The organism is Sporosarcina quadrami (genome assembly GCF_014836615.1).
Lineage (GTDB): Bacteria > Bacillota > Bacilli > Bacillales_A > Planococcaceae > Sporosarcina > Sporosarcina quadrami.
The window spans coordinates 55,265-68,422 of the sequence record NZ_JACSQN010000003.1; the positions used below are offsets into that span (position 1 = coordinate 55,265).

General features: G+C 43.6%; 19 protein-coding genes. 18 read left to right on the forward strand and 1 reads right to left on the reverse strand.

The annotated features are described in order from the left end of the window. Positions 1–10 precede the first annotated feature (10 nt). The 18 genes from rplR to rpsI all read left to right on the forward strand — a co-directional run bounded on the left by rplR (position 11) and on the right by rpsI (position 11,210). Complete coding sequence (rplR, locus tag H9649_RS03905) at positions 11–373, forward strand: 50S ribosomal protein L18 (RefSeq protein ID WP_191693420.1); 363 nt, start codon at positions 11–13, stop codon at positions 371–373. Between the two features lie 22 nt (positions 374–395). Continuing rightward, complete coding sequence (gene rpsE / locus H9649_RS03910; RefSeq protein ID WP_191693421.1) at positions 396–896, forward strand: 30S ribosomal protein S5; 501 nt, start codon at positions 396–398, stop codon at positions 894–896. A 13-nt stretch (positions 897–909) separates the two neighbouring features. Further along, a complete protein-coding gene (gene rpmD, locus H9649_RS03915; RefSeq protein ID WP_191693422.1) occupies positions 910–1,092 on the forward strand; it encodes a 50S ribosomal protein L30 in 183 nt (60 codons plus the stop codon). A gap of 32 nt (positions 1,093–1,124) precedes the next feature. Then, complete coding sequence (gene rplO / locus H9649_RS03920) at positions 1,125–1,565, forward strand: 50S ribosomal protein L15 (protein ID WP_191693423.1); 441 nt, start codon at positions 1,125–1,127, stop codon at positions 1,563–1,565. Further along, positions 1,565–2,857 carry a preprotein translocase subunit SecY gene (gene secY / locus H9649_RS03925; RefSeq protein ID WP_191693424.1) on the forward strand — a complete coding sequence of 431 codons (1,293 nt, stop codon included), beginning with the start codon at positions 1,565–1,567 and terminating at the stop codon, positions 2,855–2,857. The genes rplO and secY overlap by 1 nt, the downstream gene beginning before the upstream one ends. 50 nt (positions 2,858–2,907) lie before the next feature. After that, positions 2,908–3,561, forward strand: coding sequence for an adenylate kinase (locus H9649_RS03930; RefSeq protein ID WP_191693425.1), 654 nt, complete (start codon positions 2,908–2,910; stop codon positions 3,559–3,561). Positions 3,562–3,988: 427 nt separating this feature from the next. Next, complete coding sequence (gene infA / locus H9649_RS03935) at positions 3,989–4,207, forward strand: translation initiation factor IF-1 (RefSeq protein ID WP_191693426.1); 219 nt, start codon at positions 3,989–3,991, stop codon at positions 4,205–4,207. 39 nt (positions 4,208–4,246) lie between these two features. Next, positions 4,247–4,360, forward strand: a complete 114-nt coding sequence (gene rpmJ / locus H9649_RS03940) for a 50S ribosomal protein L36 (RefSeq protein ID WP_076758849.1) — start codon at positions 4,247–4,249, stop codon at positions 4,358–4,360. A 24-nt stretch (positions 4,361–4,384) separates the two neighbouring features. Next, entirely contained in the window at positions 4,385–4,750 is a 366-nt protein-coding gene (rpsM, locus tag H9649_RS03945; protein ID WP_191693427.1) for a 30S ribosomal protein S13, read from the forward strand. 25 nt (positions 4,751–4,775) lie between these two features. After that, the gene (gene rpsK, locus H9649_RS03950) at positions 4,776–5,165 is read left to right on the forward strand and encodes a 30S ribosomal protein S11 (RefSeq protein ID WP_009499031.1); all 390 of its coding nucleotides are present in this window, start codon (positions 4,776–4,778) and stop codon (positions 5,163–5,165) included. 136 nt (positions 5,166–5,301) lie between these two features. Continuing rightward, complete coding sequence (locus H9649_RS03955) at positions 5,302–6,246, forward strand: DNA-directed RNA polymerase subunit alpha (protein WP_191693428.1); 945 nt, start codon at positions 5,302–5,304, stop codon at positions 6,244–6,246. Between the two features lie 30 nt (positions 6,247–6,276). Further along, on the forward strand, positions 6,277–6,657 hold the full coding sequence (rplQ, locus tag H9649_RS03960; protein WP_191693429.1) for a 50S ribosomal protein L17: 381 nt from the start codon (positions 6,277–6,279) through the stop codon (positions 6,655–6,657). A 296-nt stretch (positions 6,658–6,953) separates the two neighbouring features. Next, positions 6,954–7,799, forward strand: a complete 846-nt coding sequence (locus H9649_RS03965) for an energy-coupling factor ABC transporter ATP-binding protein (protein ID WP_191693430.1) — start codon at positions 6,954–6,956, stop codon at positions 7,797–7,799. Beyond that, positions 7,775–8,644: an energy-coupling factor ABC transporter ATP-binding protein gene (locus H9649_RS03970; protein WP_191693431.1), complete on the forward strand. Its 870-nt coding sequence runs from the start codon at positions 7,775–7,777 to the stop codon at positions 8,642–8,644. The genes H9649_RS03965 and H9649_RS03970 overlap by 25 nt, the downstream gene beginning before the upstream one ends. Beyond that, entirely contained in the window at positions 8,644–9,447 is an 804-nt protein-coding gene (locus tag H9649_RS03975; protein ID WP_191693432.1) for an energy-coupling factor transporter transmembrane component T family protein, read from the forward strand. The genes H9649_RS03970 and H9649_RS03975 overlap by 1 nt, the downstream gene beginning before the upstream one ends. Beyond that, positions 9,448–10,194 carry a tRNA pseudouridine(38-40) synthase TruA gene (gene truA / locus H9649_RS03980; protein WP_191693433.1) on the forward strand — a complete coding sequence of 249 codons (747 nt, stop codon included), beginning with the start codon at positions 9,448–9,450 and terminating at the stop codon, positions 10,192–10,194. Positions 10,195–10,360: 166 nt separating this feature from the next. After that, positions 10,361–10,798: a 50S ribosomal protein L13 gene (rplM, locus tag H9649_RS03985; RefSeq protein WP_191693434.1), complete on the forward strand. Its 438-nt coding sequence runs from the start codon at positions 10,361–10,363 to the stop codon at positions 10,796–10,798. A 19-nt stretch (positions 10,799–10,817) separates the two neighbouring features. Next, the gene (gene rpsI, locus H9649_RS03990) at positions 10,818–11,210 is read left to right on the forward strand and encodes a 30S ribosomal protein S9 (protein ID WP_191693435.1); all 393 of its coding nucleotides are present in this window, start codon (positions 10,818–10,820) and stop codon (positions 11,208–11,210) included. Positions 11,211–11,957: 747 nt separating this feature from the next. Here the strand turns inward: rpsI and H9649_RS03995 are convergent. Continuing rightward, complete coding sequence (locus H9649_RS03995; protein WP_191693436.1) at positions 11,958–12,923, reverse strand: nuclease-related domain-containing protein; 966 nt, start codon at positions 12,921–12,923, stop codon at positions 11,958–11,960. Positions 12,924–13,158 lie beyond the last annotated feature (235 nt).

The window sequence follows — 13,158 nt, forward strand, 5'->3', positions numbered from 1 at the left end:
AGTGACCACGATGATCACAAAATTGGATAAGAACGCTTCCCGTAAAAAACGTCACGCACGTGTGCGTACGAAAATCAGCGGTTCTACAGCGCGTCCACGCTTGAATGTTTATCGTTCAAACAAACATATCTATGCACAATTAATTGATGATGCAACTGGCGTTACAATTGCTAGTGCTTCCACTATGGATAAAGGGTTCGATATGGACTCTAAGGCGAATGCCGAAGCAGCAGCTAAAGTTGGCGAGTTGATCGCGAAGAAAGCCGTTGAAAAGGATGTCAAATCGGTTGTTTTTGACCGTGGCGGATACCTATTCCATGGCCGTGTAAAAGCTCTTGCGGACGCAGCACGCGAAAATGGACTTGAATTTTAATTAAGAAGGAGGGACATATTTCATGCGTCGTAATGATCAGAATAAAAGTGAATTCGAAGAACGCGTAGTTACGATCAACCGTGTAGCGAAAGTGGTAAAAGGTGGACGTCGTTTCCGCTTTACAGCACTAGTAGTCGTCGGTGATAAAAACGGCCGTGTCGGTTTCGGAACTGGTAAAGCACAAGAGGTTCCAGATGCGATCCGTAAAGCGATCGAAGATGCGAAAAAGAACTTGATCGAAGTGCCTATGGTTAAAGGAACAACTCCACACGAAATTATTGGACGTTTCGGAGCTGGACAAATTCTTATTAAGCCTGCAGCACCTGGTACTGGAGTAATCGCTGGAGGACCAGTCCGTGCGGTACTTGAACTTGCAGGAATTACGGATATTCTTTCTAAATCTTTAGGATCAAGCACACCAATCAACATGGTTCGTGCGACAATCCAAGGATTGACGAATTTGAAACGCGCGGAAGACGTTGCTAAACTGCGTGGTAAATCTGTAAAAGAACTGTTAGGTTAAGGGGGGAAACACAATGTCAAACAAACTTGAAATCACCCTTACGAAAAGTGTAATTGGCTCTAAGCCTGCACAACGTAAAACAGTTGAAGCTCTAGGTCTACGTAAGTTGAATCAGATGGTTGAACATCAGGATAATGTTGCAATTCGCGGCATGATCAACAAAGTAAGCCACTTAGTCACTGTTAAAGAACAATAATGTCTACTTTGAAATAAGGAGGTGCCGATTAGATGAAATTACACGAGATGAAACCACATGAAGGTTCACGTAAATCACGTAAGCGAGTTGGTCGTGGAATGGGTTCCGGCGCAGGTAAAACTTCCGGCAGAGGTCATGATGGCCAAAACTCTCGTTCTGGTGGTGGCGTTCGTCTAGGATTTGAAGGTGGACAGATTCCACTATTCCAAAGACTTCCGAAGCGCGGATTTACGAATATTAATCGTAAAGAATACGCAATCGTGAATTTGGACGTACTTAACCGCTTCGACGAAGGTACTGAAGTTTCACCTGAATTGCTAATTGAATCAGGAATCGTGAGCAATGAAAAGTCAGGAATTAAGATTCTTGGAAATGGGACTCTTGAAAAAAAGATTACTGTCAAAGCTCACAAATTCTCTGCTTCTGCTAAAGAAGCGATCGAGAAAGCGGGCGGGCAAGTAGAGGTGATTTAATGTTTCAGACAATCTCCAACTTTATGCGCGTTAGAGATATCCGATCTAAAATCATTTTCACATTGCTGGTGCTTATCATTTTTAGATTGGGATCTTTCATACCAGTTCCGAATGTCGATGCAACAGCCCTTCAACAAACAACAAACCAATTCATCGGACTTCTTAACACATTCGGTGGCGGAGCGTTAGGTAAGTTCTCCATTTTTGCAATGGGAATCATGCCTTACATCACCGCTTCTATCATCGTGCAGTTATTGCAGATGGATGTCGTTCCGAAGTTCACTGAATGGTCGAAGCAAGGGGATGTCGGAAGACGGAAACTTGCTCAATTCACAAGATATTTCACAGTTGTCCTTGCTTTTATCCAAGCAATCGCCATGTCATTCGGTTTTAACCAAATGTTTGGTGGAACGCTTATAAAAGACGGAGGAATTTCCACGTATGTGGTCATTGCGATTGTCTTGACTGCGGGTACATCATTCCTGCTTTGGCTCGGTGAGCAGATTACCGCTAAAGGTGTTGGTAATGGTATTTCCATTATTATCTTCGCTGGTATCGTCTCCGGAATTCCAACAGCAGTGAACCAACTGTATGCAACTCAGATTCAAGATGCGGGAGATGCTTTGTTCATCCGTATTGCTACTATGGTTTTACTACTGATTGTAATTATTGCAATCGTTGTCGGAGTTATTTACGTGCAAGAAGCACTCCGTAAAATTCCAATTCAGTATGCAAAACGCATGACTGGCCGTCAACAGACGTCAGCCGGACAACAAACACACTTGCCATTGAAATTGAATGCTGCAGGGGTTATCCCAGTAATCTTTGCTGTGGCGTTTTTCATTACACCACAACAATTAGCCACTTTCTTCGGTGAGAACAGCGTAACAACATTCATTGCGCGGACATTTGACTACAATCAACCTGTCGGCATGATCCTGTATGTTTCACTGATCCTCGCATTCACGTACTTCTATGCGTTCATCCAAGTGAACCCTGAGAATATGGCGGATAATCTGAAGAAACAAGGCGCATACATCCCAGGCATTCGTCCTGGTCAGAATACACAAAACTACTTAACGAGCACTTTGTATAGACTGACATTCGTCGGCTCGATTTTCCTTGCAGTCGTTGCAGTCATGCCGATTTTCTTCATCAATCTTGCAAACCTTCCTGCTTCTCTCCAAATTGGAGGAACGAGCTTGCTCATCGTTGTCGGGGTTGCACTTGAAACGATGAAACAATTGGAATCTCAACTTGTGAAGAGGCATTACAAAGGGTTCATGAAATAATATTTAATATAGGCGCCCCCTATATTGAGTACGGATGGAGGGCAAGACGTATGAATATCGTATTAATGGGTCTGCCGGGTGCTGGCAAAGGCACACAAGCAGACAAAATTGTCGAGAAGTACGAAATCCCTCATATTTCTACAGGCGATATGTTCCGTGCTGCAATTACAGAAGGCACGGAACTTGGAGTCAAAGCAAAATCGTTCATGGATAAAGGTGCTCTTGTTCCTGATGAAGTAACAATCGGCATCGTACGTGAACGATTGAGCAAATCCGATTGCGATAATGGATTCCTACTTGATGGTTTTCCGCGTACAGTTCCTCAGGCAGAAGCATTAGATGCACTGCTTTCGGATATGGATCGGAAAATTGAGCATGTCCTCAACATTAAAGTAGAAACAGATGAACTTATCGCTAGATTAACCGGTCGCAGAATTTGTAAAGTATGCGGCACATCCTATCATCTGCAATTCAATCCTCCAAAGGTTGAAGGCGTTTGTGATAAGGATGGCGGAGAACTTTACCAGCGAGCGGATGATAATCCGGAAACTGTCACGAACCGTCTGGAAGTAAATATGAACCAAACAGCACCTTTATTGGCGTTTTACGATGCCAAAGGCGTGTTGACAGACATAGATGGTCAAAAGGACATCAATGATGTATTTAAAGATCTGGACGCAATCTTACTAGAGAGTGGTCAGTGATCCTTTCCGGACGCAATTCATGCACGCCATATTGTGGGCAGCAACGGACTATTGCACGGAAAGAACGTTTAATTAACGAGCTGCAAAAGCATATGGTGCCCGGTATAGGAATTGGTGATAATCCATTGGTATTGCATGTTCAGGCCTTCATAAATGCATTTTTTCACTTAGGTGAGTATAATGTAAAAAGTGTCTTGAACTGTAGTGCGAAACTGGAGTACACCTGCGGCAATCCTGTCGTTTGTGTCTTTTCCGATGCGATTTTCCACAACAATAGTCGGGGACTGACTTACGGGAAACGAAGTGTGACATACGTCTTTCGAACATCACTCATGCAATCCGGACATATGTTGAAGGAAGCTTTGAAGGCGACTTCTGCCGCTCGATGGTTAAGACCTTTATTGTATATAGAAGGGAGACAGGATTGATGGCGAAGGACGACGTAATTGAAGTTGAAGGTACTGTTATCGAAACATTGCCAAACGCAATGTTCAAGGTGGAATTAGAAAATGGTCATACGATTCTTGCACACGTATCAGGCAAGATCCGCATGCACTTTATCCGTATCCTACCTGGAGATAAGGTAACGATGGAACTTTCACCTTATGATTTGACACGCGGTCGTATCACATACCGTTTTAAATAAACTTTTGCAACTCCGGAATATTGAAGGAGGTTGGGTAAGATGAAAGTAAGACCATCTGTAAAACCGATCTGTGAAAAATGTAAAGTTATTCGCAGACGCGGCCGAGTAATGGTAATCTGTGAAAATCCGAAACATAAACAAAGACAAGGCTAATACTAAGGGAGGTGCACAATCTATATGGCACGTATTGCTGGTGTAGACGTTCCGCGCGATAAGCGCGTAGTCATTTCGTTAACATACATTTTTGGAATTGGTAAAACAACTGCACAAAAAGTTCTTGCTGCAGCGGGCGTTTCTGAAGAGACACGAGTTCGTGATCTTACTGAAACTGAGCTTGATAAAATCCGTGAGCAACTTGACGGCTTGAAAGTTGAAGGGGATCTTCGTCGTGAAACATCCCTTAACATCAAACGTTTGATGGAAATCGGTAGCTTCCGTGGAATCCGTCATCGTCGTGGATTACCTGTTCGTGGACAAAACACGAAAAACAACGCACGTACACGTAAAGGTCCTAAGCGGACAGTTGCGAACAAAAAGAAATAATAGGTAAAGGAGGTTTTTCGTAGACATGGCACGTAAACAACAAACTCGTAAACGTCGTGTGAAAAAGAATATTGAAACTGGTATTGCACATATCCGTTCGACGTTCAACAATACAATCGTAACGATCACTGATAGTCATGGTAACGCCCTATCTTGGTCTAGTGCTGGTGCATTAGGATTCAGAGGGTCTCGTAAATCGACTCCGTTTGCTGCACAGATGGCTGCTGAAACAGCTGCTAAAACTGCTATGGAGCACGGCTTGAAGTCTTTGGAAGTTACAGTTAAAGGACCAGGTGCTGGTCGTGAAGCGGCTATCCGTTCACTACAAGCTGCAGGTCTTGAAGTAACAGCAATCAGAGACGTAACTCCGGTTCCACATAACGGATGCCGCCCACCAAAACGTCGTCGTGTATAATGGTTTGTACTCCATTTGATTGAAAAGCACAATTTTTGGCAAAAATGAATTGTGTAATTGCTTGTTGATTAATTTTGATAAACGATTTCAATATGGAACGACCAATATATTAGACGTTTTGAAGGAGGGTAAATGAATGATCGAGATTGAGAAACCGAAGATTGAATCAGTTATGATCAGTGAAGATTCCAAGTTTGGTAAATTCATTATTGAACCATTGGAGCGTGGATACGGAAACACTTTAGGTAATTCCTTGCGCCGCGTGCTTCTTTCCTCATTGCCAGGAGCTGCCGTTACTTCTATCCAGATCGATGGAGTACTTCATGAATTCTCTACAATTGAAGGTGTCGTCGAAGACGTTGCAACAATTATTTTGAACGTGAAGAAACTTGCTCTCAAAATCTATTCAGATGATGAGAAAGTGATTGAAATAGATGTGAAAGGTGAAGGCAAGGTAACTGCAGCAGATATCACTCATGATAGTGATGTTGAAGTGCTGAATCCTGACCTTCAAATTGCTACTTTAGGTAAAAATGGACACTTGCGCATGCGTATGTATGCTGTTCGTGGCCGAGGATATGCGCCTTCCGATCAAAACAAACGTGAGGATCTTGCGATAGGTGTAATTCCGATCGACTCTATTTACACTCCAGTTTCACGCGTCAATTTCCAAGTCGAGAATACTCGCGTTGGTCAAAGTACGAACTTTGACAAGTTGACGTTTGATATTTGGACAGATGGTAGCATCGGTCCGAAGGAAGCTGTTTCGCTTGGAGCTAAAATCCTAACGGAGCATCTGAATATATTTGTCGGTATGTCCGACGAAGCACAAACTGCAGAAATCATGGTAGAAAAAGAAGAGGACCAAAAAGAAAAAGTGCTTGAGATGACTATCGAAGAGCTCGATCTTTCTGTGCGATCTTATAACTGCCTGAAGCGTGCAGGCATCAATTCTGTACTCGAACTTGCTAACAAGTCCGAAGACGAAATGATGAAAGTTCGCAACTTAGGCCGCAAATCACTTGAAGAAGTGAAGGCTAAATTGGACGAGTTGAACCTTGAGTTACGCTCGGAAGATTAAGAACAAATAGATTGAGGGAGGGAAACTTCTATGGGTTACAGAAAACTTGGACGCACAAGTTCACAACGTAAAGCGATGCTTCGCGATTTAGCGACTGACCTTATCGTACATGAGCGCATCCAGACAACTGAAGCGCGTGCAAAAGAATTGCGTTCTGTTGTTGAAAAGATGATCACTCTTGGTAAGCGCGGTGACTTACATGCACGTCGTCAAGCTGCACAATTTATCCGTCGTGAGTTGGTTACAACTGAAGACGAAGAAGGCAATGAGAAAGAAATCTTTGCTATTCAGAAATTGTTTGATAACGTTGCACCACGTTACGCAGATCGCCAAGGCGGTTACACACGTATCATGAAAATGGGACCTCGTCGTGGAGACGGAGCACCTGTTGTCGTAATTGAACTAGTTTAATTACAACTTATATAAAAACATTAAAGGGTGTGTCTGGCACATACGCACAGCCACACCCTTTTTACAAACAAATTTATACGACAAAATATTAAAAGCTGAGTGTTACGATCGACGGTTTAGCCGATCGGTCTAGCTCTACGCATCTCATCCGCTGGTCCGGATTGAGCACCCGGCATCAGAATAGACTTGAGCGCATTTCTTCGGATGAGGTGCGCGCTTTTTTTATTTAAAGAAATATAATATTTCATTAATCAATTTTTTTATACATAATTAATACTTTGCCGGAGGTGGATAATGTGAAAGAAATATTGTCGTTGGACCATGTGTCTTATACATATGAAACAGAAGATGAAAAACCGCACAAAGCAATTGACGATGTCTCCTTCACTGTCCAAGACGGTGAATGGATTGCGATTGTCGGTCATAACGGTTCAGGCAAATCGACATTGGCAAAACTGATGATGGGTTTAATGTATCCGAATGAAGGGAAAATCCGTGTCTTTCTTGAAGAGTTGAATGATGAAACTGTCTGGGAGATCCGTTCGCGTATGGGAATTGTTTTTCAGAATCCTGACAATCAATTCGTTGGTTCCACCGTACAAGATGACGTAGCCTTTTCTCTTGAAAATAACGGTGTTCCATTTGAGAAGATGGTGCCACGAGTTCTCGACTCGCTTGCTCAAGTACAGATGGAAGAATTTCTTGATCATGAACCACACCATCTTTCTGGCGGACAGAAACAACGGGTGGCTATCGCAGGTGCTCTTGCAATGGAGCCACAAATGCTTATCCTGGACGAAGCGACTTCCATGCTTGACCCGCAAGGACGTGATGAAGTCATTCGTGTTGTGGATGATTTGAAGCGTGCAAAAGGATTGACAGTGCTTTCCATTACACATGATTTAGAGGAAGTACTACTTGCGGATAGAGTCATCGTTATGAATGAAGGAAAAGTGATGATGACTGGTAAGCCGGAAGAAATCTTTGCCCATGGAGATGTTTTGGAGTCAATTGGATTGGACTTACCATTTGCATCGAGGTTGTCGCGTGAATTACGGAAACACGGTGTTAATATCCAAGGGGAACATATGACAGAAAAAGAGTTGGTGAACGAATTATGGACATCTCATTTCAACAAGTAGGCTATTCGTATGCAGTAGGAACGCCATTTGAAAAACGCGCACTGTACGACGTTAACGGTTCAATCGCGTCAGGTTCTTATACTGCAATCATCGGTCATACGGGGTCAGGAAAGTCTACTCTGCTACTTCATCTCAATGGATTACTTAAGCCGACGGATGGCGTTGTACGAGTAGGGGATGTGAATATCACTTCACATACGAAGTCAAAAGAATTGAAAACGATTCGTAAACAGGTTGGCATTGTTTTTCAGTTTCCTGAACATCAGTTATTTGAAGAAACAGTTGAAAAAGACATCATGTTTGGACCGATGAACTTCGGAGTACCGGCTGAGGAAGCGAGAACTCGTGCACATGAATTAATTAAACTGCTTGGTCTTCCGGAAGATGTTGCAAAGAAGTCACCATTTGATTTATCCGGTGGACAAATGCGACGCGTTGCCATTGCGGGCGTTCTTGCTTTTCAACCGTCCATACTCATTTTGGACGAACCGACTGCAGGCCTTGATCCTAGAGGTCGTAAAGAGATTATGGAACTGTTTTATACATTACATAAAGAACAGAATCTGACGACAATTCTCGTTACGCACAGTATGGAAGATGCTGCTCAATACGCCGACAACATTCTTGTTATGCATGAAGGACGCTCTGTCTTGTCAGGGACGCCTGAAGAGGTATTCAGTAATGCTGACAAGCTGAGTGAATATCGGCTTGGTCTGCCGCGCACAGTGGCATTCCAGAGGGACATTGAGAAGTTGTTCGGCAAAAGCATTGGAAGACTAGCTTTGACTGAGGATCAACTAGCAATTGCTGTTTCACAAGCGCTCAAGGAAGAAGGTGAGCGTTAATGTTAGAAAAGATGATCTTTGGACGGTATGTGCCAGGCAATTCATTCGTTCATAAATTGGATCCCCGTTCTAAGCTTTTATTTGTTTTTTTATTCATTATTGCAGTGTTTCTAGCAAATAATACGATTACGTATGCACTATTATTGGCGTTCACCGTACTAGTCATCCTTATCGCTAGAATTCGTTTTTATTTTTTATTTAACGGATTAAAACCGATTTTGTTTTTAGTCGTCTTCACTTTGCTCATGCATTTCATTTTCACGAAAGAAGGAGCTTTGCTGTTTGAATGGAAATTCATCAAAATTTATGAAGAGGGAATCCGTCAAGGTATTTATATATCAATACGATTCCTCGTGCTTGTTCTAATGACAACGGTGCTGACTTTGACAACATCACCGATTTCAATTACGGACGGCATGGAGACGTTGTTAAATCCATTCAAGAAACTTAAATTACCTGTACATGAATTGGCTCTAATGATGTCCATTTCGCTTCGTTTCATTCCAACATTGATGGATGAGACAGATAAAATACTGAAAGCACAACTTGCACGCGGATCGGATCTCACTAGTGGAACGATTAAGCAGCGAATTCATGCTGTTGTTCCACTGCTAGTCCCGCTGTTTGTCAGCGCGTTTAAGCGTGCCGAAGACCTTGCAATTGCGATGGAAGTGAGAGGTTATCGAGGAGGAGAAGGACGGACGCGTTATCGTCAACTTGCCTGGAAGAACCGTGATACTTTTGTCATCTTTTTGTTCGCCTTTCTCGTTGCCGTGCTTTTCTGGTTGAGAGGAGGGAATTGAGTGAAACGTATAAAATCCACTGTCGCTTATGATGGGACAAATTTTGCCGGCTATCAATCACAACCGGGCCTGCGCACTGTTCAGGCGGAAATTGATAAAGCGTTACGAAAAATTCATAAAGAAGATACTGTCTTTTCTGTTGCAAGTGGTCGTACGGATGCTGGAGTCCATGCATGGGGACAAGTTATCCATTTCGATACACCACTCGGACTTCCAATTGATCGGTGGAAAACAGCGCTCAATGTTTTATTGCCGAAAGACGTTCGGATTGTGGATGCAGTTTTTGTGAATGATGATTTCCATGCCCGCTATTCAGCAGTAGGAAAGACCTATCAATTTAAATGGTCGGCAAGTGAAGTGCAAAGTCCGTTTGAACGAAATTATGCCGTCCATCTTGAAAAGTGGCGTCCTGATATCGAACGAATGCGGGAAGCGGCGCAGTACTTGATAGGTACACATGATTTTACAAGCTACTGTTCTTCTAAGACCGCAACGTCCAATAAAGTGCGGACGGTGAGAAAGCTAGAATTGGAACAAAACGGTGAAGATCTGATTATGACGATTGAAGGCGATGGTTTTCTCTATAATATGGTGAGAACGATTGCAGGAATGCTCTTTGCTGTCGGAATCGGTTGGAATGAACCTCTGGACATCAAAGAAATCCTTGAAGCGAGAGATCGGAAAAGAGCAGGGAAAACCGCGGCAGCACACGGTTTATACTTGATGAATGTCACGTATAATGACTGAGTCAACTTTTCCTGGTGTTTTCTCGGAAAACGCTTGACTTATTATCGAATTCAAGATAAGATGATAAATGGTATTTCAATAACCCCACAATAAGCCCCGGAAAGTTTATTTGTGTTTAGGGATAGAGAAAACGGAACAGATTGATATTTTTAGGAGGAAACAATACATGCGTACAACATTCATGGCTAAAGGTCACGAAGTAGAGCGTAAATGGCTCGTTGTCGACGCTGAAGGACAGACGCTTGGTCGTCTTGCTTCTGAAGTTGCATCTATTTTGCGCGGCAAACATAAACCTACGTTCACACCACACGTTGACACTGGCGATCACGTCATCATCATCAACGCTGAGAAAATCCAACTGACAGGTAACAAGTTGAAAGATAAAATCTACTATCGCCACTCTGGCTATACAGGTAATCTTAAACAACGTACTGCTTTGGAAATGCGTACTAACTATTCAACTAAAATGTTGGAACTTGCGATTAAAGGGATGCTTCCAAAAGGTCCACTAGGTCGTCAAACAATCAAGAAACTTCACGTCTATGCTGGAGCAGAACATCCACATACGGCACAAAAACCAGAAGCATTCGAGCTTCGTGGATAATTAAGAGGAGGAAACACCTTTGGCACAAGTACAATATATCGGCACTGGCCGTCGTAAAAGTTCAGTAGCTCGTGTACGTCTAGTTCCTGGCGAAGGCAAAATCGTCGTCAACAACCGTGACGTAGAAGACTACGTACCATTCGAAACACTACGTGAAGTTATTAAGCAACCGCTTGTAGCTACACAAACACTTGGCAGCTATGATATCCATGTAAACGTCAATGGCGGCGGATTCACTGGACAAGCTGGCGCAATCCGTCACGGTGTCGCACGTGCTCTACTTACTGTAGATCCTGACTTCCGTGGTACATTGAAAGCAGCAGGTCTGCTTACACGTGATTCACGTATGAAAGAACGTAAGAAGCCAGGTCTTCGCGGCGCTCGTCGTGCACCTCAGTTCTCAAAACGTTAATCGATTGTTTATACAAAACCCTTCCCCGGCTTTGCCGGGGAAGGGTTTTTTTGATGGTTGATAACTTTATAATTGGCGTTTGATTAGTTGGAAGCGCACGCGCACTCAGTGCACATGCGCGTGCAAAAATCGTCTAGTCGGTAATAGAGGATCGCTCTCAGTGCCTGTGCGCGTACAGAAATCGTCTAGCCGGTAACAGAGAAGTGCCCTCAGTGACCGTGCGCGTGCAGAAATCGTTTAGCCGGTAACAGAGGAGCGTCCTCAGTACCCGTGCGCGTGCAGAAATCGTCTTACCGGTAACAGAGAAGCGTCCTCAGTGCCCGTGCGCGTGCAGAAATCGTTTAGCCGGTAACAGAGAAGCGACCTCAGTGCCCGTGCGCGTGTAGAAATCGCCTAGTCGGTAACAGAGGGTCGCCCTCTGTGCCCGTGCGCGTATCGAAATCGTCAAACCGGTAACAGAGAAGTGCCCTCAGTGCCCGTGCGCGTGCAGAAATCGTTTAGCCGGTAACAAAGGAGCGTCCTCAGTGCCCGTGCGCGTGTAGAAATCGCCTAGTCGGTAACAGAGGGGCGCCCTCTGTGCCCGTGCGTGTATCGAAATCGTTTAGCCGGTAACAGAGGAGCGTCCTCAGTGCCCGTGCGTGTGTTAAAATCGACTTATCAGTAACAGAGGAGCTCCCTCAGTGCTCGTGCGCGTATCGAAATCGTCAAGCCGGTAACAGAGAAGCGACCTCAGTGCCCGTGCGCGTGTTAAAATCGACTTACCGGTAACAGAGGATCACACTCTGTAGCAGTTCGTTCGTCACCATAATGCCTATGTTTATTGTCCCCTGTAAATACGAAGTTCTGCGCAAGCACGCGTCTAATCGTTTTCTTGGAATCTACAATTGTACACCAATCCAATACAAGAGGCGTAGTAACCTTCATCTTCGGAAAAAGTAGTTTTAATTCATTAACGTTTCGAATGATGCTTACATCGAGTGCTTCTTCGAATCCACATGTCTTGCACATAATTGTGCGGATATTTTTCCTGCTCATAAATCTAGAACATTTAAGGCAAACGATTCCCTTCTGCAGCTGTTCGTATTGATAATCCGGCCCCCGTTCATAAGGTGAATTCGGCAAGTGCATATTCAGTAGGTGATCCGCCAGCTGACTATGTTGCTTGTTCAAAGAAGAGGGCGTCTGACTTAGGCGATTCAGAAAACGTTTTAGCTGAGACGGAAGAATGATCGGCATGTCTACAGGAGCTTGAAACAAAGTAAACTCTTCATTGACGAAAACAAGATACCCTTTAACCGGTATGGGCATCTTCATTTTAGTTAACAATGAACGTAGAAGAGAAACGCTTCGATTCAGCTGGTACAGGGGATTCAGAATTTCCTGGTTTGTCGCAAGAATGCGGAAAGCTCCTGAATCATAAACATATTCGCCTTCGTAATTTTTAATTTCAATTAGCCACACTACTTTTTCGGAGATCAGCAGTGTATCCATTTGAAAAACTGAATGATTCTGCTCCAGGCAAATATCATGCAGAACATAAACATCTGAATGCATTGCTTCTAAAAACTGTTCAAATCGTTTTTCGCCTTCCCAGCCTTTCGTGAGGTTGGAAAACCGTCTCGACTGATTTTCCGGTAGCGCCATCCTGCTATGTAGCAAGCGCAGAACTTCCGTTTCTTTGGCCGATGTACGATTCTTTAAAACAATTGCCATGCCTGACAACTCCTATTCTCTTGTGTTGTTTCGAATTGGGCGATATGAAAGATGGGGATTTGGTTGGAATAAAGGGAGCATTGCTATAAGGAGAAAATGACCACTTATTCTTTATTCTGCATACAGAATGAAAAACCTTCTTTATCCGAAGAGATGTACCGTGGAGTTGCTGCACCATGAACGGTGTTATCCATCTTCATTCAAATCAAACTGCTGGACGATGCATATGTCCGTA